The organism is Streptomyces xylophagus (assembly GCF_000716435.1).
GTDB lineage: Bacteria > Actinomycetota > Actinomycetes > Streptomycetales > Streptomycetaceae > Streptomyces > Streptomyces xylophagus.
Window position 1 is genome coordinate 258309 of record NZ_JNWO01000009.1, and the last position, 15542, is coordinate 273850.

General features: G+C 70.4%; 18 protein-coding genes. 7 read left to right on the top strand and 11 right to left on the bottom strand.

The window, feature by feature from the left end; genetic code table 11:
* Both OO70_RS23210 and sigE read right to left on the bottom strand, forming a co-directional pair.
* Positions 1-978 carry an anti-sigma factor family protein gene (locus tag OO70_RS23210; protein WP_043674702.1) on the bottom strand — a complete coding sequence of 326 codons (978 nt, stop codon included), beginning with the start codon at positions 976-978 and terminating at the stop codon, positions 1-3.
* Positions 975-1676, bottom strand: coding sequence for an RNA polymerase sigma factor SigE (sigE, locus tag OO70_RS23215; protein ID WP_019072074.1), 702 nt, complete (start codon positions 1674-1676; stop codon positions 975-977). Before sigE ends, OO70_RS23210 begins: the two co-directional genes overlap by 4 nt.
* A 282-nt stretch (positions 1677-1958) precedes the next feature.
* Between sigE and OO70_RS23220 the strand changes: the two genes are divergently transcribed.
* Entirely contained in the window at positions 1959-2657 is a 699-nt protein-coding gene (locus tag OO70_RS23220) for an O-methyltransferase (protein ID WP_078651523.1), read from the top strand.
* 107 nt (positions 2658-2764) lie between these two features.
* Here the strand turns inward: OO70_RS23220 and OO70_RS52615 are convergent, their stop codons facing one another.
* On the bottom strand, positions 2765-2932 hold the full coding sequence (locus tag OO70_RS52615) for a DUF3117 domain-containing protein (protein WP_003966491.1): 168 nt from the start codon (positions 2930-2932) through the stop codon (positions 2765-2767).
* A gap of 375 nt (positions 2933-3307) precedes the next feature.
* Here OO70_RS52615 and chcB point away from each other — a divergent pair, with 375 nt between their 5' ends.
* Positions 3308-4111, top strand: coding sequence for a 2-cyclohexenylcarbonyl CoA isomerase (gene chcB, locus OO70_RS23225; protein ID WP_043674708.1), 804 nt, complete (start codon positions 3308-3310; stop codon positions 4109-4111).
* A gap of 6 nt (positions 4112-4117) precedes the next feature.
* On the opposite strand, the gene OO70_RS23230 is transcribed toward chcB, so the two are convergent.
* Positions 4118-4690 (bottom strand): DNA-3-methyladenine glycosylase I, encoded by a 573-nt coding sequence (locus OO70_RS23230; protein ID WP_043674710.1) that lies wholly within the window; start codon positions 4688-4690, stop codon positions 4118-4120.
* A complete protein-coding gene (locus OO70_RS23235) occupies positions 4687-5037 on the bottom strand; it encodes a DivIVA domain-containing protein (RefSeq protein ID WP_199827379.1) in 351 nt (116 codons plus the stop codon). The genes OO70_RS23230 and OO70_RS23235 overlap by 4 nt, the downstream gene beginning before the upstream one ends.
* Before the next feature lie 135 nt (positions 5038-5172).
* Here OO70_RS23235 and folP point away from each other — a divergent pair, with 135 nt between their 5' ends.
* Positions 5173-6033 (top strand): dihydropteroate synthase, encoded by an 861-nt coding sequence (gene folP, locus OO70_RS23240; protein WP_043674713.1) that lies wholly within the window; start codon positions 5173-5175, stop codon positions 6031-6033.
* Positions 6034-6187: 154 nt separating this feature from the next.
* On the opposite strand, the gene OO70_RS23245 is transcribed toward folP, so the two are convergent.
* Positions 6188-6946 carry an LOG family protein gene (locus OO70_RS23245; protein ID WP_043674715.1) on the bottom strand — a complete coding sequence of 253 codons (759 nt, stop codon included), beginning with the start codon at positions 6944-6946 and terminating at the stop codon, positions 6188-6190.
* Between the two features lie 77 nt (positions 6947-7023).
* A complete protein-coding gene (gene dapE, locus OO70_RS23250; RefSeq protein WP_043674718.1) occupies positions 7024-8103 on the bottom strand; it encodes a succinyl-diaminopimelate desuccinylase in 1080 nt (359 codons plus the stop codon).
* An 85-nt stretch (positions 8104-8188) separates the two neighbouring features.
* Between dapE and OO70_RS23255 the strand changes: the two genes are divergently transcribed.
* Positions 8189-9169, top strand: a complete 981-nt coding sequence (locus OO70_RS23255) for a heavy metal transporter (RefSeq protein ID WP_199827380.1) — start codon at positions 8189-8191, stop codon at positions 9167-9169.
* Between the two features lie 295 nt (positions 9170-9464).
* Positions 9465-9917 carry a hypothetical protein gene (locus tag OO70_RS23260; RefSeq protein WP_019072065.1) on the top strand — a complete coding sequence of 151 codons (453 nt, stop codon included), beginning with the start codon at positions 9465-9467 and terminating at the stop codon, positions 9915-9917.
* A 112-nt stretch (positions 9918-10029) separates the two neighbouring features.
* Here OO70_RS23260 and OO70_RS23265 read toward each other — a convergent pair whose 3' ends face one another.
* Both OO70_RS23265 and fdxA read right to left on the bottom strand, forming a co-directional pair.
* A complete protein-coding gene (locus OO70_RS23265) occupies positions 10030-11124 on the bottom strand; it encodes a bifunctional succinyldiaminopimelate transaminase/glutamate-prephenate aminotransferase (protein WP_043674724.1) in 1095 nt (364 codons plus the stop codon).
* A gap of 128 nt (positions 11125-11252) precedes the next feature.
* Positions 11253-11573 (bottom strand): ferredoxin, encoded by a 321-nt coding sequence (gene fdxA, locus OO70_RS23270; protein WP_019058397.1) that lies wholly within the window; start codon positions 11571-11573, stop codon positions 11253-11255.
* Between the two features lie 140 nt (positions 11574-11713).
* Here fdxA and OO70_RS23275 point away from each other — a divergent pair, with 140 nt between their 5' ends.
* A complete protein-coding gene (locus tag OO70_RS23275) occupies positions 11714-12745 on the top strand; it encodes a GNAT family N-acetyltransferase (protein ID WP_043674726.1) in 1032 nt (343 codons plus the stop codon).
* Positions 12746-12762: 17 nt separating this feature from the next.
* A complete protein-coding gene (locus OO70_RS23280) occupies positions 12763-13614 on the top strand; it encodes a transglutaminase-like domain-containing protein (RefSeq protein WP_043674934.1) in 852 nt (283 codons plus the stop codon).
* A gap of 106 nt (positions 13615-13720) precedes the next feature.
* On the opposite strand, the gene OO70_RS23285 is transcribed toward OO70_RS23280, so the two are convergent.
* The gene (locus OO70_RS23285; protein ID WP_043674729.1) at positions 13721-14335 is read right to left on the bottom strand and encodes a response regulator transcription factor; all 615 of its coding nucleotides are present in this window, start codon (positions 14333-14335) and stop codon (positions 13721-13723) included.
* Positions 14332-15537, bottom strand: a complete 1206-nt coding sequence (locus OO70_RS23290) for a sensor histidine kinase (protein ID WP_043674938.1) — start codon at positions 15535-15537, stop codon at positions 14332-14334. The genes OO70_RS23285 and OO70_RS23290 overlap by 4 nt, the downstream gene beginning before the upstream one ends.
* Between the last annotated feature and the right edge of the window lie 5 nt (positions 15538-15542).

Sequence of the window (15542 nt, forward strand, 5' to 3'; positions counted from 1 at the left end):
TCAGCGGTGGGGGCGGGAGGAGGTGGAGGGGGCGGGAGAGGGGGACGAGGTGGTGTCGGGGACGGGGGCGCGCAGCAGGCCGGGGGCCATGACCTCGGGGGCCGTGGACCAGGACGTGAGGGCGACCGGCGGGGTCGCGTTCAGCGGGCGTATCAGTGGGGACATGACCGCCGCACCGGCCATCACCGGCGCGCTCAGCGTGTGCATGACCTCGTCGCCCCGGGCGACCGCCGGAGACGGCACCCCGGGCAGCAGCGGCGCGGAGACGGACGTCGGTGCCACCGAGGTGTCGCCGAGCATCGACCGCTGGCTCGCACCCTGGGCGAGCAGGGGTCCGACGCCACCACGGCGACGGCCCGCGTCGGGAGTCACCGCGCCCGTGCCCTGCGTACGCGCCGGAGTCACACCCGCGCCCCGCGCCTCGGCTGCCGCGTCGCCCGGCGTGACCGTGGCCACCCCGCCCAGTGCGATCGCGGCCAGCGACACCGCGCCGGCGGCGACGAACGCGAACCGCATCCCGCGCGAGGCGGAGCGGTCGGTGTCGTGCCGACTGACGTCATGGATGCGGAAACCCTCACGCGCGGAGGGTGACGAAGGGGCCAGGGCCGTGGAGGCGTGCGGGCCCGCCGGGACATAGCCGAACTCGAACGCGTCGAGCGGGCCGTCCCTCTTCACGCCGAAGAAGCCGACCCCGGCGAAGAGTCCCCCGCCGGGCGGCTCCTCGCCGTCCGTGTCGTCGCCTCCCCCGGGAAGCCCCTGGAGACGGGCCAGGAAGCTCTCGGAGGGGGGCGGTGGGGCCATTTCCGCGAACACGTTCTTCAGTCGGCGCTGTGCGTCGGCCTCGGCCTTGCACTTCGTGCAGGTGGCCAGGTGTGCCAGTACGCGATCGCGCGACTCATGACCGAGCTCCCCGTCCACCAGGGCGGAAAGTCGGTCTCCCAGATGCTGCTCCGCAGGCGTAGGACGTGATCCACTCACGCGGTCGCGCCCCCTCCCCCCAGCGCGGGCACACGCGCCACGAAGGAACGGCGCTCGGCCCGTGCTTCCGGCGAGCGGTGCGCGAGGGCCTTGCGGAGCTGGGAGCGGCCGCGGTGGATCCGGGAACGGACCGTGCCGAGCTTGACGCCCAGGGTCGCGGCGATCTCCTCGTACGAGAGACCCTCGATGTCGCACAGGACGACCGCGGCCCGGAACTCCGGGGCGAGGGTGTCCAGGGCCTGCTGGACGTCGGCGTCGAAGTGCGCGTCGTTGAAGACCTGCTGGGGCGACGGCTCGCGGCTGGGCAGGCGCTCGGCCGCGTCCTCCCCCAGCGCGTCGAAACGGATGCGCTGCTTGCGGCGGACCATGTCCAGGAAGAGGTTGGTGGTGATGCGGTGCAGCCAGCCCTCGAAGGTGCCGGGCGTGTACGTCGACAGCGAACGGAAGACCCGGACGAAGACCTCTTGCGTGAGGTCCTCGGCGTCGTGCTGGTTCCCCGTCAGGCGGTACGCGAGCCGGTACACACGGCCGCTGTGGGTGCTGACGATCTCCTCCCAGGTGGGCGGAGTCCACGCCTGCCCGTCCGCGTCGGTGGAGAAGGTCGCGGTCTGGGCATGGTCAGCGGCGTGGCTGTGGTCAGCAGCGGTGTCGTTCACGGATTTCGGCCTGCCCGCCGATCCGAGAAAGCGCCGGAGCACTCCTCCCCGATCCACAGGTACAGCCGCACCTCCCCTGTCGGCTCTGGTGGTGTCCAGTGGAGCCCCTACCATAGCCACCTCGCCCGTTAGCTCCGGATAAGCGGTTTTACGAGAATTTGATACACGCTCATACCGACCTCGCGGCGGTGAGAGCTCTTGTTCGTGACCTTGCTCGTCGCCCTGCTGGTGCCTCTGCCCGACGTACTGATCCATCCTCATCCCCCGCTCTTCCCTCCGGTCGCGTCCCCCAGTGCATTCCTCCCCCTCTAAACGCCCGGTCCCATCAGCAGGTTCCCGGCACCAACGGATACAGTCACGCCCAGGCAACCACGGGGACAGGAGAGGGTCATTACCGGCAACCGGCAGACGAGCTGGGCGTTCGCCGACGCCTATGTCGCCGAGGACGAAGCACTGCGCTGGGCCCGTGACCGGGCCCGCGAGGCAGGGCTGCGCTCGGTGTCGCCCGGCACGGGCGCCGCGCTGCGGATGCTCGCCGCCACCGTGGACGCGAAGGCGGTGGCGGAGATCGGAACCGGGACCGGCGTCTCCGGAATGCATCTTCTGTACGGGATGCGGCCGGACGGGGTACTGACCACCGTCGACCCGGAGCCGGACCACCAGCAGTTCGCCCGCCAGGCCTTCCGCGCCTGCGGCTTCGCCAGCAACCGGGCCCGCTTCATTCCGGGCCGCGCCCTGGACGTGCTGCCCCGGCTCGCGGACGCCGGCTACGACCTCGTGTTCTGCGACGGCGACCGGCAGGAGTTCCTGGACTATCTCGCTGAATCGTTGCGCCTGCTGCGTCCGGGTGGCCTGGTGGTCTTCGAGGGCGTCTTCGCCAACGGCCGGACCGTCGACTCGGGCCCCCAGCCCACCGAGGTACTGCGGCTGCGCGAGCTGCTGCGGGCCGTGCGCGAGAGCCCCGAGCTGGTGCCGTCGCTGCTCCCGGTCGGCGACGGGCTGCTGTGCGCCGTCAAACGGTAGACAGGCCTCAACCAGTGGGCAGGCCATAGGAGTTCAGGAAAGCAGCGTGCCCCGGCACCATCTCGGATGCCGGGGCAGCTGAAGGGGTATGGTCGCGTTCCGCCGCGTCAGCCGACGACCTTCTTGAGGGCGTCGCCCAGCGCGTCGGCCTCGTCAGGGGTCAGCTCGACGACGAGCCGACCGCCGCCTTCGAGCGGAACGCGCATGACGATGCCCCGCCCCTCCTTGGTCACCTCGAGCGGGCCATCGCCCGTCCGCGGCTTCATGGCCGCCATGCTCGTTCCCCTTCCTGAAACCAGCTCATCGTCGCCGACGGCCCCATGGAGGGCACGCGCGGCCCCTAATGAGACACGCGTCACCGGCATCGAACACATTGCTTCCAAGCCATTATCCCGCATCTCAGGACCCGATGACCAACATCAGTCGGCATCGCTTGGGCAACGCGCACGAGCAAAACCACTCAATTCGCCGATGCGACTGCGATACTTCGCCGCCGCACCGACCCGCGTCGACCGAATCCGGACCGGAATTCTTTGACGCAGGTCACACGTCCGGTCCGGTGCTCGGACGGTGATCTCCGCCATGCTGTCCTACGGACGTACGGCGTACCGACCGGTACGCCGGAGCCGCGACACCGGAGGGGACACACCATGGCCGACACCGTGCTCTATGAGGTGAGCGACGGACTCGCGACGATCACGCTGAACCGCCCCGAGGCGATGAACGCGTTGAACATCGCGACCAAGGTCGCCCTCCGGGAGGCGGTTCAGACCGCGGCGGGCGACGACGCCGTCCGCGCCGTGCTGCTGACCGCGGCCGGGGAGCGGGCGTTCTGTGTGGGCCAGGACCTCAAGGAGCACATCACGCTGCTGGCCTCCGACCGGGAGGCCGGGACCGGGGCCACCATGACCACGGTGAAGGAGCACTACAACCCCATCGTGCGGGCGATCGCCGGTATGGCGAAGCCCGTGGTCGCCGGGGTCAACGGGGTCGCCGCGGGCGCTGGATTCGGGCTTGCCCTGGCTGCGGACTACCGGGTCGTGGCGGACACCGCGGGCTTCAACACGTCCTTCGCGGGGGTCGCGCTGACGGCCGACTCCGGCATCTCCTGGACGCTGCCTCGGGTCGTCGGACCTGGGCGTGCCTCCGACCTGCTGCTGTTTCCTCGGACGATTTCGGCGCAGGACGCGTACGAGTTGGGGATCGCCAACCGTCTCGTCCCCGCCGGCGAGTTGCACGCGGAGGCCGAGAAGGTGGCCCGGGCGTTGGCCGATGGGCCGACCGTGGCGTATGCGGCGCTGAAGGAGGCCGTCGCCTACGGCCTCTCGCACACCCTTGAGGAGACGTTGGAGAAAGAAGACGAACTCCAGTCTCGGGCGGGCGCGTCGGAGGATCACGCGATCGCTGTGCAGGCTTTCGTCAACAAGGAGAAGCCGAAGTACTTGGGCCGCTGAGCCGGCTCAGGAACGGCGGGACACACAGTCCACCAGGTGGTCGTTGACCAGACCGCACGCCTGCATCAGTGCGTACGCCGTCGTCGGGCCGACGAATCTCAGGCCCCGTTTCTTGAGGGCCTTCGACAGGGCCGTCGACTCGGCCGTGACCGCCGGGACGTCTCCGAGGGTTTTCGGGGCCGGGCCCGGCGTCGGGGCGTAGGACCAGATGAACTCGTCCAGTTCGCCCGGCGCCCAGTCGTCCAGCACGCGCGCGTTGGCGATCGTCGCGTCGATCTTCGCGCGGTTGCGGATGATGCCGGCGTCGGCGAGGAGGCGTTCGCGGTCGGTGTCCGTGAAGGTGGCCACCTCGGCGATCTTGAAGCCGGCGAAGGCCGCGCGGAAGCCCTCGCGGCGGCGCAGGATCGTGATCCAGGAGAGGCCCGACTGGAAGGCCTCCAGGGAGAGCCGCTCGTAGAGGGCGTCGTCGCCGTGGACCGGGCGGCCCCACTCCTCGTCGTGGTACGTGACGTAGTCCTCCGTGGACAGCGCCCAGGGGCAGCGCAGGGCGCCGTCCGGACCGGCGACGGCGTCGCTCACTGGCGGTCGCCTTCCGCGGGCTTCTCCATGGAGACGTGGGCGGTGGCCTGGGCGCCCGCCAGCGCGGACTCCAGGTCGGCGATCCGAGCGTCGCGCTCGGCGAGTTCGGCGGCGATGCGACTCAGTGCGTCGTCCACCTCGGCCATGCGGTAGCCCCGCGCGGCGAGCGGGAACCGGAGCGTCTCCACGTCGGCTCGGTCGACCGGCCGGTCCAGGGGCAGCGGATCGTCGAGGCGCTCGGGCGCGGCGTCCGGCAGCGGGGCGCTGTCGCCGCCGCCGATCACCGAGAGGGTCACGGCGCCGACCACGACGGCGAGCGCGACGACCAGGAACAAGAACATGAACATCGCTGGGGTCTCCACGGGCGTCGAGGTCGGACGTGCCGAAGCCGAATGTGTCAGGGTTCGATCGTGCCATGCGACGCTGACAGTTAGGGTCACAGGCGGCTGAAGACCGGTACGTACTAGGAGAGGTCACAGGGGATGCTCAGGCTGGGCAGGCGTGAATTCGACACGCACGAGCCGGTGATCATGGCGATCGTGAACCGGACCCCGGACTCCTTCTACGACCAGGGGGCCACGTTCCGCGACGAGCCCGCCCTCGCGCGCGTGGAGCAGGCGGTGGCCGAGGGCGCCGCCATCATCGACATCGGCGGGGTCAAGGCCGGTCCCGGCGAGGAGGTCACCGCCGAGGAGGAGGCGCGGCGCACGGTCGGTTTCGTCGCCGAGGTGCGGCGGCGCTTCCCGGACGTGATCATCAGCGTCGACACCTGGCGGCACGAGGTCGGCGAGGCCGTCTGCGAGGTGGGCGCGGATCTTCTGAACGACGCGTGGGGCGGCGTCGATCCCCGGCTCGCGGAGGTCGCCGCGCGGTATGGCGTGGGGCTGGTGTGCACCCACGCGGGCGGCTCGGAGCCGCGTACCCGGCCGCACCGGGTGACGTACGACGACGTCATGGCCGACATCCTGCGCGTGACCCTGGGGCTTGCCGAGCGGGCGGTGGCGTTGGGTGTGCCGAGGGAGTCGGTGCTGATCGATCCCGGGCACGACTTCGGGAAGAACACGCGGCACAGCCTGGAGGCGACTCGGCGGCTCGGGGAGATGGTCTCCACGGGGTGGCCTGTGCTGGTGTCGTTGTCCAACAAGGACTTCGTGGGCGAGACGCTCGACAAGCCGGTCAAGGAGCGGGTTGTCGGTACGTTGGCGACCACTGCCGTGTCTGCGTGGCTGGGGGCGCAGGTGTATCGGGTGCATGAGGTCGCGGAGACTCGGCAGGTGCTGGACATGGTGGCGTCGATCGCCGGGCATCGGCCTCCGGCTGTGGGGCGGCGGGGGCTGGCCTGATTTTTTCGCCCCCGCCGCCCCTACCCGTCCCATCCCTGGGGGCTGCGCCCCCAGACCCCCGCTTCGGCCCCGAAAGGGCCTCGTCCTCAAACGCCGGACGGGCTGAATTTGCCGGCCTGCGCTCAACAGCGCACGGGCTGAAAAGCAGGCAGCGTTAGCGGCCTGCCTCCTTCGACACCAGCGCGACCGCCTCGTCCACGTCGTCCGTCACGTGGAACAGGAGGAGGTCCTTCTCGGAGGCCTTGCCCTGGGCGATCAGGGTGTTCTTCAGCCAGTCGACGAGGCCGCCCCAGTACTCGCTTCCGAAGAGGACGATCGGGAAGCGGGTGACCTTCTGGGTCTGAACGAGGGTGAGGGCCTCGAAGAGTTCGTCGAGGGTGCCGAGGCCGCCGGGGAGGACCACGAAGCCCTGGGCGTACTTGACGAACATCATCTTGCGGACGAAGAAGTAACGGAAGTTCAGGCCGATGTCGACGTAGGCGTTGAGCCCTTGCTCGAAGGGCAGCTCGATGCCCAGGCCGACGGAGATGCCCTTGGCCTCCAGGGCGCCCTTGTTGGCCGCCTCCATGGCGCCGGGGCCGCCGCCGGTGATCACGGCCCACCCGGCCTCCACGAGGGCGTGTCCGAGCCGTACGCCCGCCTCGTACTCCGGTGAGTCCGGCTTGGTGCGGGCCGAGCCGAACACGCTGATCGCGGGCGGCAGTTCGGCCAGTGTGCCGAAGCCCTCGATGAACTCAGACTGGATGCGCAGGACACGCCACGGGTCGGTGTGGACCCAGTCCGAGGGGCCGCCCGCGTCCAGGAGGCGCTGGTCGGTCGTGCTCGCGGTCACCTGGCCGCGCCGCCGGAGGACCGGTCCCAGGCGCTGCTCCTCCGGTGGCTGCTGCTTGCCCTCGGGGTTGCCTGTAGCCATGTGCGCTCCCTCCACTTGCAGGTGTTTCGTACTTCAGCGTAGGTCTACGCGGGTTACGGAGGGGGGACATACGGATGTCAGACGGTGAGCCAGTCCCGCAGCCGCCGCTCCGCCTCGGGGATCAGGGCCGCCTCGACCCGCTCGTCGACCTTGTGGGCGAGGAGTTGGGCGCCGGGGCCGTAGTTCACCGCGGGCACGCCGAGCGCGCTGAAGCGGGCCACGTCCGTCCAGCCGAACTTGGGGCGGGCCTCGCCGCCGACGGCCGCCATGAAGGCCGCCGCGGCCGGGTGGGTCAGGCCGGGGCGGGCCCCTCCGGTGTGGTCGTCGACGACGAACTCGTCGACCCCGCAGTCGGCGAAGTAGTCCCGCACGAAGGCCTCCGCCTCGGCCTCGCTGCGGTCGGGCGCGTAGCGGAAGTTGACGACAAGGGTGCACGCGTCAGGGATGACGTTGGTGGCCACGCCCCCTTCCACACGCACCGCGTTGAGACCCTCGTGGTACTGCAGGCCGTCCACTACGGGCGTACGGGCCTCGTACGCGGCGAGCTTGGCCAGCGCACGCGAGGCCGCGTGGATCGCGTTGGAGCCCATCCACGCGCGCGCGGAGTGCGCTCGTTCACCCGTGAACTTCAGGAACATCCTGAGCGTGCCCTGGCAGCCGCCCTCGACCTGACCGTCCGTCGGCTCCAGGAGGACCGCGAAGTCGCCCTCCAGCCACTCGGGATGGGCTTCGGAGACGTGCTTGAGGCCGTTGAGGTGGGCGGCGACCTCTTCGTTGTCGTAGAAGACGAAGGTGAGGTCGCGGTTGGGGGCCGGGACCGTTGCGGCGATGCGGAGTTGGACCGCCACGCCGGACTTCATGTCGCAGGTGCCGCAGCCCCACAGGACGCCGTTCTCGTCGAGGCGTGAGGGGACGTTGTCGGCGATCGGGACCGTGTCGATGTGGCCGGCCAGGATGACGCGTTCCGATCGCCCGAGGGTGGTGCGTGCGACGACGTTGTTGCCGTACCGGTCGACCGTCAGGTGGGGCAGGGCGCGCAGCGCGGTCTCGATCGCGTCCGCGAGGGGCTTCTCGCTGCCGCTCTCCGAGGGGAAGTCGACAAGCTGCGCGGTGAGCCGTGCGGCGTCCAGCGTGAGGTCAAGAGGGGTGTCGGCCATGCCGTCGACCCTAACGCGAAGAGCTTGTGCACAGGTTGTCCACACCCGGCGCAGCGGTAACAGGAGCCTCCAGTACCTTGTGGGAATGCCTGAGCAGTCCCCCACTCCAAAGAAGCGTCGACGCGGCCGCCTCTTCCGGTTCTCAGCAGCCTTCGTGGTGCTGCTCGCCGTCGCGGGCTACCTCGTCGTCCAGTACGTCACCGGCGGTCGGGGCGGCCCCGGCTGCAAGGTGGTCTCCGGCAAGGACGACGGCCAGGAGTACGAGTTCTCGCAGGAACAGGCGATGAACGCGGCGACGATCGCCGCCGTCGGCACCGGGCGCGGCATGCCCGAGCGGGCCGTCACGATCGCGCTCGCGACCGCCCTCCAGGAGTCGCAGCTCGTCAACATCCAGCACGGCGACCTGGATTCGCTCGGCCTGTTCCAGCAGCGGCCCTCGCAGGGCTGGGGCACCAGGAAACAGATCCTGGACCCGACGTACGCGGCGGGCGTCTTCTACGAGCACCTCGCCAAGGTGAACGACTACCAGAAGCTCCCCCTCACGGTCGCCGCCCAGCGCGTGCAGCGCAGCGGTTACCCGGAGGCGTACGCCAAGCACGAGCCCGACGCCGCGCTGCTGTCCGCCGCGCTCACCGGGCAGGCCGCCGCCACGCTGACCTGCCAGGGCCTCCCTGACACCACCGTGACCGCCACGGGCCCGGACGCCGTACGGGCCGCGCTGGTACGGGACTTCGGGCGCACGGTGCTGAAGGAAACCGGCGCGGAGGTGACCGGGGGCGGCTCGGCTTCGAAGGACAAGACGAAGGCCAAGTCCACTCCGGCTCCCAGCGCGAGTGCGACAGGCGGGAGCAGCACCGTGACCCTGCCGGTGCGGTCCGGCAGCACGAGGACCGGCTGGCAGCTCGCGCACTGGGCGGTGGCCAACTCCTCGGCGCTGCACATCGAGCGTGTGTCGTACGCCGGCCGCGAATGGGCCGCCGGCAGCGCGGACGACCCGTGGCACTCGACCGGCACGAAGGCCGCCGGCGGGGTGCGGATCGTGACCGAGCGGCAGGCCGAGAAGTAGTACGGGCGGCAGGCGGGCAGTAGTACGGGTCCTCACCCGTAGGGGTTACGCGTGGTCGATCCGGGCCCGGGTGTGCTCAGGTTTTCGCGCGGTCACCCTCGCGTGTGCCGAAGTCCTTGAAAACAAAGGGCTGCGACCATTCGACGGGGTTTCGGGCCGGGCGCTCTTTGTCCGTTTTTATCCGTAGCTGATAATGCGACGCATTGCGAACTCTTTACGTTGGCGCTCCGCAACCTTCGCGCGCTTCGAGCGGTAGTCACTGCGTCCGAGCCCGGAGATCAACACAAGGAGCATCATGTCCCTCCCCCTGACCCGCCGGATCGCCCGTGCCGCGCTGCTCGTCGCAGCGGGAGCGGCAGCCGGGGTCGGTGCGGCCGGCTCCGCCAGTGCGGCCCCCTCCCTGCCGGCCACCCCGAACCTGGGCGCACTGACCGCCCTGGACGGGGCGAGCGTCGGCAACACGGTCGACGGCGCGAGCCAGAACGTCACGGGGGTCGCCGGCAAGTCCGGTGGCCAGACGCTGGAGAAGGCGGTGCCGGCCGCCGGGAAGACCGGTGGGAAGGTTGCCAAGACGGTGGCGCCGGCTGCGCAGCATGTTGCCGGGGACACGGCTGGGCAGGCCGGGGGCCTGCTCGGTGACACCGCCAAGACCGCCACGGCGGGTGGCGGGTTGCCGACGGACGCGGTGACCAAGGGTGGGCTGCCGACTGCGCAGGAGCTGCCCCTTAAGGGTCTGCCGCTCGGCTAGGCGCCCTGCGCTGAAGGGGTCCAGGGAGTTCCCTGGGCCCCTATTCTGCGTTGTTTGTCGGCTTGCGGCCGGTGGGGGCTTGTCGCGCAGTTCCCCGCGCCCCTACGGCAACTCAGCTGAGCCTGTTTACAGCTGCCCGGACTCGCTCGTCCGTCGCTGTCAACGCCACTCGTACGAAGTTCGCGCCCGCTTCTCCGTAGAAGTCGCCCGGCGCCACCAAAATGCCCAAGTCGGCCAGGTGGGACACCGTGTCCCAGCAGGACTCGTTCCTCGTTGCCCAGAGGTAGAGGCTCGCCTCGCTGTGTTCGATGCGGAAGCCGTGGGACACGAGGGCCTCGCGCAACAGCGACCGGCGGGCTGTGTAGCGCTCGCGCTGTTCGTGGACGTGGGTGTCGTCGCCCAGGGCCGCTACCACTGCCGCCTGGGTCGGGGCCGAGGTCATCATGCCGCCGTGCTTGCGGATCTGGAGGAGTGGGCCCAGGACCGCCGGGTCGCCGGCCAGGAAGGCCGCGCGGTAACCGGCGAGGTTCGAGCGCTTGGAGAGGGAGTGGACGGCGACGATGCCGTCGTAGGAACCGCCGTTGACGTCCGGGTGCAGGACCGAGACCGGGTCGGCCTCCCAGCCCAGTTCGAGGTAGCACTCGTCGGAGAAGATCAGGATGCCGTGCTCGCGGGCCCAGGTGACGATCCGGGTCAGTTCGTCCTTCGACAGCACCTTGCCGGTCGGGTTCGAGGGCGAGTTGAGCCAGAGGAGCTTCAGGCCCTCGGGGTTCAGGGTGGTCGGGTCGTCGTAGACCTCGTGGTCGGCTCGGGCCAGGCGGGCGCCCACCTCGTATGTCGGGTAGGCCAGGCGCGGGTAGGCCACGCGGTCACCGGGGCCCAGGCCCAGCTGGGTGGGGAGCCAGGCGACGAGTTCCTTGGAGCCGACGATCGGCAGGACGTGGTGGTGGGTGACGTCACGGGCGCCGAGACGGCGTTCGACCCAGCCGGTGATCGCGTCGCGCAGGGCCGGGGTGCCCCAGACCGTGGGGTAGCCGGGCGAGTCGGCCGCGTCGATCAGGGCCTTCTGGATCAGGTCGGGGACGGGGTCCACCGGGGTGCCGACCGACAGGTCGACGATGCCGTCCGGGTGTGCCGTCGCCGTCTTCTTGTACGGCTCCAGCTTGTCCCAGGGGAAGGTGGGCAGCAGGTCGGAGACTGCGGACACGATTTCTGGCTCACTTTCTTCGGTACGACCGGTACGACCGGAACGGCAAACGCCTCGGCCCCGTAGGGCGCTGATCGGGCGTGATCAGGCCGTACGGGACCGAGGCGGCGCGACTGCGCGGGCCGCTCCTACTGGTTCTGCGGCGGCAGCGCGGCGACGAAGGGGTGGTCGCGCTCGATCAGGCCCAGCTTGCTGGCACCGCCCGGGGAGCCGAGCTCGTCGAAGAACTCGACGTTCGCCTTGTAGTAGTCCTTCCACTCCTCGGGAGTGTCGTCCTCGTAGAAGATCGCCTCGACCGGGCACACCGGCTCACAGGCTCCACAGTCGACGCATTCGTCCGGGTGGATGTACAAGGACCGGGAGCCCTCGTAGATGCAGTCGACCGGGCACTCCTCGATGCACGCCTTGTCCTTGACGTCGACACAAGGCTGCGCGATGACGTAGGTCACGCTGTCGTTCCTCCTCGATAGGGCGCTGGCGGGCCTCCGTAGGCTCCGCCGCCAGGCGCGCTGGAGCGCGGCGTCGTCCATGCCCGCACCTAGTATCTCCGTTCCGGGGCGTGATCCATACAGGAGGGGTGAACTGACCTGTGGAAATCTCTGCGGCCGGACGACTCGAGGTCCGCATCACCGCTGCTGACGTGGGCAAACGGGTGTCCGTCAGGCGCTTGACAGGTACGGAAGACACGGCGGAGAAGTTCACCGACACGGTGGGTGTTCTCACATCATGGGACAGCGGTGTGCTGACGATCACACGGAAGGGTGGCGAGTCCGTCCGTATTTCGGAATCCTCGCTGGTGGCGGGCAAGGTCGTCCCGGCCGCTCCGGCCCGTCGGCGGGGACCGTCCGCCGGCTACCGCGAGCTGGCGCGCGTCGCCGCACGCGGCTGGCAGCCCGTGGAGAGCGAACGGCTCGGCGAGTGGGAGCTGCGCGCCGCCGCCGGATTCACCCGCCGCGCCAACTCCGTGCTCCCGCTCGGCGATCCCGGCCTGCCCCTCGACGAGGCCCTGACTGCCGTACGACGGTGGTACGGCGACCGGGGCCTGCCCGCGTACGTCCAGACCGCGACCGGCGCCGAGGGCACGCAGGAGGTGCTCTGCGCCGAGTTGGAACGGCGTGGCTGGACCCGTGAGGTCACGGCCGAGCTGTGGGTCGGGGCCCTGGCCCCGGTCGCCGACCGCGCCGACGCGTCCGGGGTTCTGCTGTCCCGGGCGGCCGACGAGGCGTGGCTGGCCCGCTATCAGCGCAAGGGGGTGAGCGAGGTGGCCCTCAAGGTGCTGGGGAGCGGGCCCTCGGTGTGGTTCGCGACGGTGCCCGGTGAGGGTGCGGACATGGCTCCCGCTGCCATCGGGCGGTGCGTCGTCGACGGGCGGTGGGCCGGGTTCGGTGCCGTCGAGGTCGATCCTGCGCTACGGCGGCGGGGGCTGGGCTCGCTCGTCATGGCCGCGTTGGCCTCGCGGGCGCTGGACGAGGGGGCGTCGGCCGCCTGGTTGCAGGTCGAGGCGGACAACGCGGGGGCGCGGGCGCTGTACTCCGGGATGGGGTTCGGGGCGCATCACGCCTACCACCACTATCGCGAGCCGGTGGCTGACAGTGCCGTCGGCCGCCTCGGAACGTCGTGAGGGGGTACGAGTTCGCCATGCCTGCTCCCTGTCCCCCGTCGCCCGAGCGGGCCGCGGAAGTGCGTCGCCTGTTCGCCGAGGAGGCCCGGTCCGAGCGGCCCGATCTCGCGATGCTGTGCCTGCTCGTGGGGGCGGCGGCGGACGGGGCGTTGGACGACGCGGGGATCGACTCGGTCCAGATCGAACTGGACCGGCTTGCCGGGCAGTTGCCCTTCCGGCCGGGCGCCCCACTCGCCTGGGCCGATGCGCTGCGTCAACTCCTCGGCGTGCGTTTCGAGTTCCGGGGTTCGCCGGGTGACTATCAGCGGCTGGAGTCCTCGTTGCTGCACGACGTGCTGCGGCGGCGGCGCGGGTTGCCGATCCTGTTGTCCGTGGTGTGGATGGAGGTGGCTCGGCGGGCGGGGGCGCCGGTGTACGGGGTCGCGTTGCCGGGGCACTTCGTGGTCGGGTTCGGGCCGGCGGAGGATCAGGTGCTGGCCGATCCGTTCGACGGGGGGCGGGTGTTGTCGGGGGGTGATGCGGAGTTGTTGGTGGCGGGGGCGACTGGGGCGGCGCTGCATCCCTCGATGCTTGTGCCTGCGGCGCCGTTGGAGGTTGTTTCGCGCGTCCTGAACAACATCCGGGCGTGGGCTGCGGCTCGGCCGGAGCGGTCGGATGTTGCCTTGTGGGGTGTGGAGTTGGCGTTGCTGTTGCCCTCGCATCCTGCGCGGTTGCGGTATGAGCGGGCGCAACTGTTGGTTCAGCGGGGGGATTACCTCACCGGGGCGGCTGAGCTGGAGGCGTATGCGGAGGTGGTGGCTGTGGTGGATGAGGCTGCGGCTGATCGGGTTCGGGGGCAGGCTCAGTCGGCTCGGGCGATGTTGAACTGATAGTCGCCGGTGCGCCGTTGGGGTGTCGGTTGTGCTGCGTGTGCGGGTGCGTTGTGGCTGGTCGCGCAGTTCCCCGCGCCCCTGAGGGATCACGGCAACCTGCGTTTTACAGCCAGCCCTTCTCCCTCGCGATCCGTACCGCCTCCGCCCTGTTCCGTACCGCCAACTTCTGAATCGCCGTCGACAAGTAGTTGCGGACCGTCCCCTGCGACAGATGAAGGGCCGTAGCCAACTCGGCGTTGGTAGAGCCGTCCGCCGCCGCCCTCAAGACCTCCCGCTCGCGGTCCGTCAAAGGGTTGGCGCCCTCTGCCAAAGCCGCTGCCGCCAGTGTGGGGTCGATGACACGCTCGCCCGCGAGTACTTTCCTTACCGCTTGGGCCAGTTGGGCCGCCGGGGCGTCCTTGACGAGGAAGGCGTCGGCGCCTGCTTCCATCGCGCTGCGGAGGTAGCCGGGGCGGCCGAAGGTGGTGAGGACCACCAGCTTCACCGTGGGCAGGGCCTTGTGGACCTGGGCCGCCGCCTCGATGCCTGTGCAGCCCGGCATCTCGATGTCGAGGAGAGCCACGTCCACGGCGTGTTCCCGTACCGCCGCCAACACCTCGTCGCCGCGCGCGACTTGGGCGACGACCTCGATGTCGTCCTCCAGGCCGAGCAGTGCGGCCAGTGCCTCGCGGACCATCGACTGGTCCTCGGCGAGGAGGACCTTGATCGTACGGCTCATGCGGGCGATCCTACGTCCGCCGAGGAGACCGGAACGCTTGCGGGCACCCGTGCGACCAGCCGGAAGCCGTGCTTGAGGCGGGCCGCCTCCAGGGTGCCGCCGACCTTCGCGAGGCGCTCGCTGAGACCCGTCAGACCGTTGCCGGGGCCCTTGCCGGAGCCGCCGGTGCCGTCGTCCTCGACGGACAGTTCCAGGACGGGACCGTCCAGGGTCTGGCGGCGGACCAGTTCGACCACGCAGCGCCGGGCGCCGCTGTGCCGTACGACGTTGGTGATCGCCTCGCGCAGGGCCCAGGCGAGGGCGGACTCGCTGGGTTCGGGGATGTCGGTGAGGTCCGGGTCGGTGGGGAGGTCGGCGGTGACTCCGGCGGCCGTCAACGCGACCTGGGCGCCCGCGAGTTCGCCGGGCAGGCGGGGGCGGCGGTAGCCGGTGACCGCCTCGCGGACGTCCACCAGGGCCTGGCGGCTGACCTGTTCGATGTCGGCGACCTGCTGGGCCGCCTTGTCGGGGTGGTCGGGGAGCATCCGGCCGGCCAACTCACTCTTCAGCGTGATGAGGGAGAGGGAGTGGCCCAGGAGGTCGTGCAGGTCCCGGGCCAGGCGCAACCGCTCCTCGTTGGCCGCCAGTTGGGCCACCGTGGCCCGCGCCTTGCGCAACTCGACCGTCGTGCGCACCAGTTGCCGTACGCCTGTCATGGAGTAGCCCACCAGCAGCACGATCAGAAACAGGCCCCAGGCCTCGTCCAGGTCGTCGACGAACCAGCCCGCCAGCATCATCGCGGCGGTGGTCAGCGGGATCGTCCAGTACGCGGCCTGCAGCGGGAGGGTCACCCCGCAGCTGACGGAGACGTAGACGAAGAGGCCGAGCCAGGAGTCGCCGAGGCTGAGGGCCAGGGCGACGGCCAGTACCCACAGGACGGCGACCTGGGCGGCGACGAGCCGGCCGGAGTAGGGGCGGCCCATGGTGCGGAAGACGACCGACAGGTAGATCCCGGTGAAGGCCACCAGGCCCACCCAGCCGGCCGTCGTGGCCGAGGTGGTGTGGTGGCCGCCCAGCAGGTCCTGCACGGGCGCGCCGAGGAAGACCAGCCAGGGCAGGATCCACACCAGCTTGCGCAGCACCTCGCTCCGGTTGCGGGGCGGCTGGCCGATCCGGATCAGCCGCTCCACCCTGGCCTTTTCCGGCAGCGGGTCTTCGGTCATCGCGC

Excerpts from the sequence above, each read along its gene's own strand:
- OO70_RS52615 (WP_003966491.1), bottom strand. The coding sequence starts at position 2,932 with ATGGCGGCCATGAAGCCGCGGACGGGCGATGGCCCGCTCGAGGTGACC.
- chcB (WP_043674708.1), top strand. The coding sequence starts at position 3,308 with ATGGCCGACACCGTGCTCTATGAGGTGAGCGACGGACTCGCGACGATC.
- OO70_RS23235 (WP_199827379.1), bottom strand. The coding sequence starts at position 5,037 with ATGTTCATGTTCTTGTTCCTGGTCGTCGCGCTCGCCGTCGTGGTCGGC.
- folP (WP_043674713.1), top strand. The coding sequence starts at position 5,173 with ATGCTCAGGCTGGGCAGGCGTGAATTCGACACGCACGAGCCGGTGATC.
- OO70_RS23245 (WP_043674715.1), bottom strand. The coding sequence starts at position 6,946 with ATGGCTACAGGCAACCCCGAGGGCAAGCAGCAGCCACCGGAGGAGCAG.
- dapE (WP_043674718.1), bottom strand. The coding sequence starts at position 8,103 with ATGGCCGACACCCCTCTTGACCTCACGCTGGACGCCGCACGGCTCACC.
- OO70_RS23255 (WP_199827380.1), top strand. The coding sequence starts at position 8,189 with ATGCCTGAGCAGTCCCCCACTCCAAAGAAGCGTCGACGCGGCCGCCTC.
- OO70_RS23260 (WP_019072065.1), top strand. The coding sequence starts at position 9,465 with ATGTCCCTCCCCCTGACCCGCCGGATCGCCCGTGCCGCGCTGCTCGTC.
- OO70_RS23280 (WP_043674934.1), top strand. The coding sequence starts at position 12,763 with ATGCCTGCTCCCTGTCCCCCGTCGCCCGAGCGGGCCGCGGAAGTGCGT.
- OO70_RS23285 (WP_043674729.1), bottom strand. The coding sequence starts at position 14,335 with ATGAGCCGTACGATCAAGGTCCTCCTCGCCGAGGACCAGTCGATGGTC.
- OO70_RS23290 (WP_043674938.1), bottom strand. The coding sequence starts at position 15,537 with ATGACCGAAGACCCGCTGCCGGAAAAGGCCAGGGTGGAGCGGCTGATC.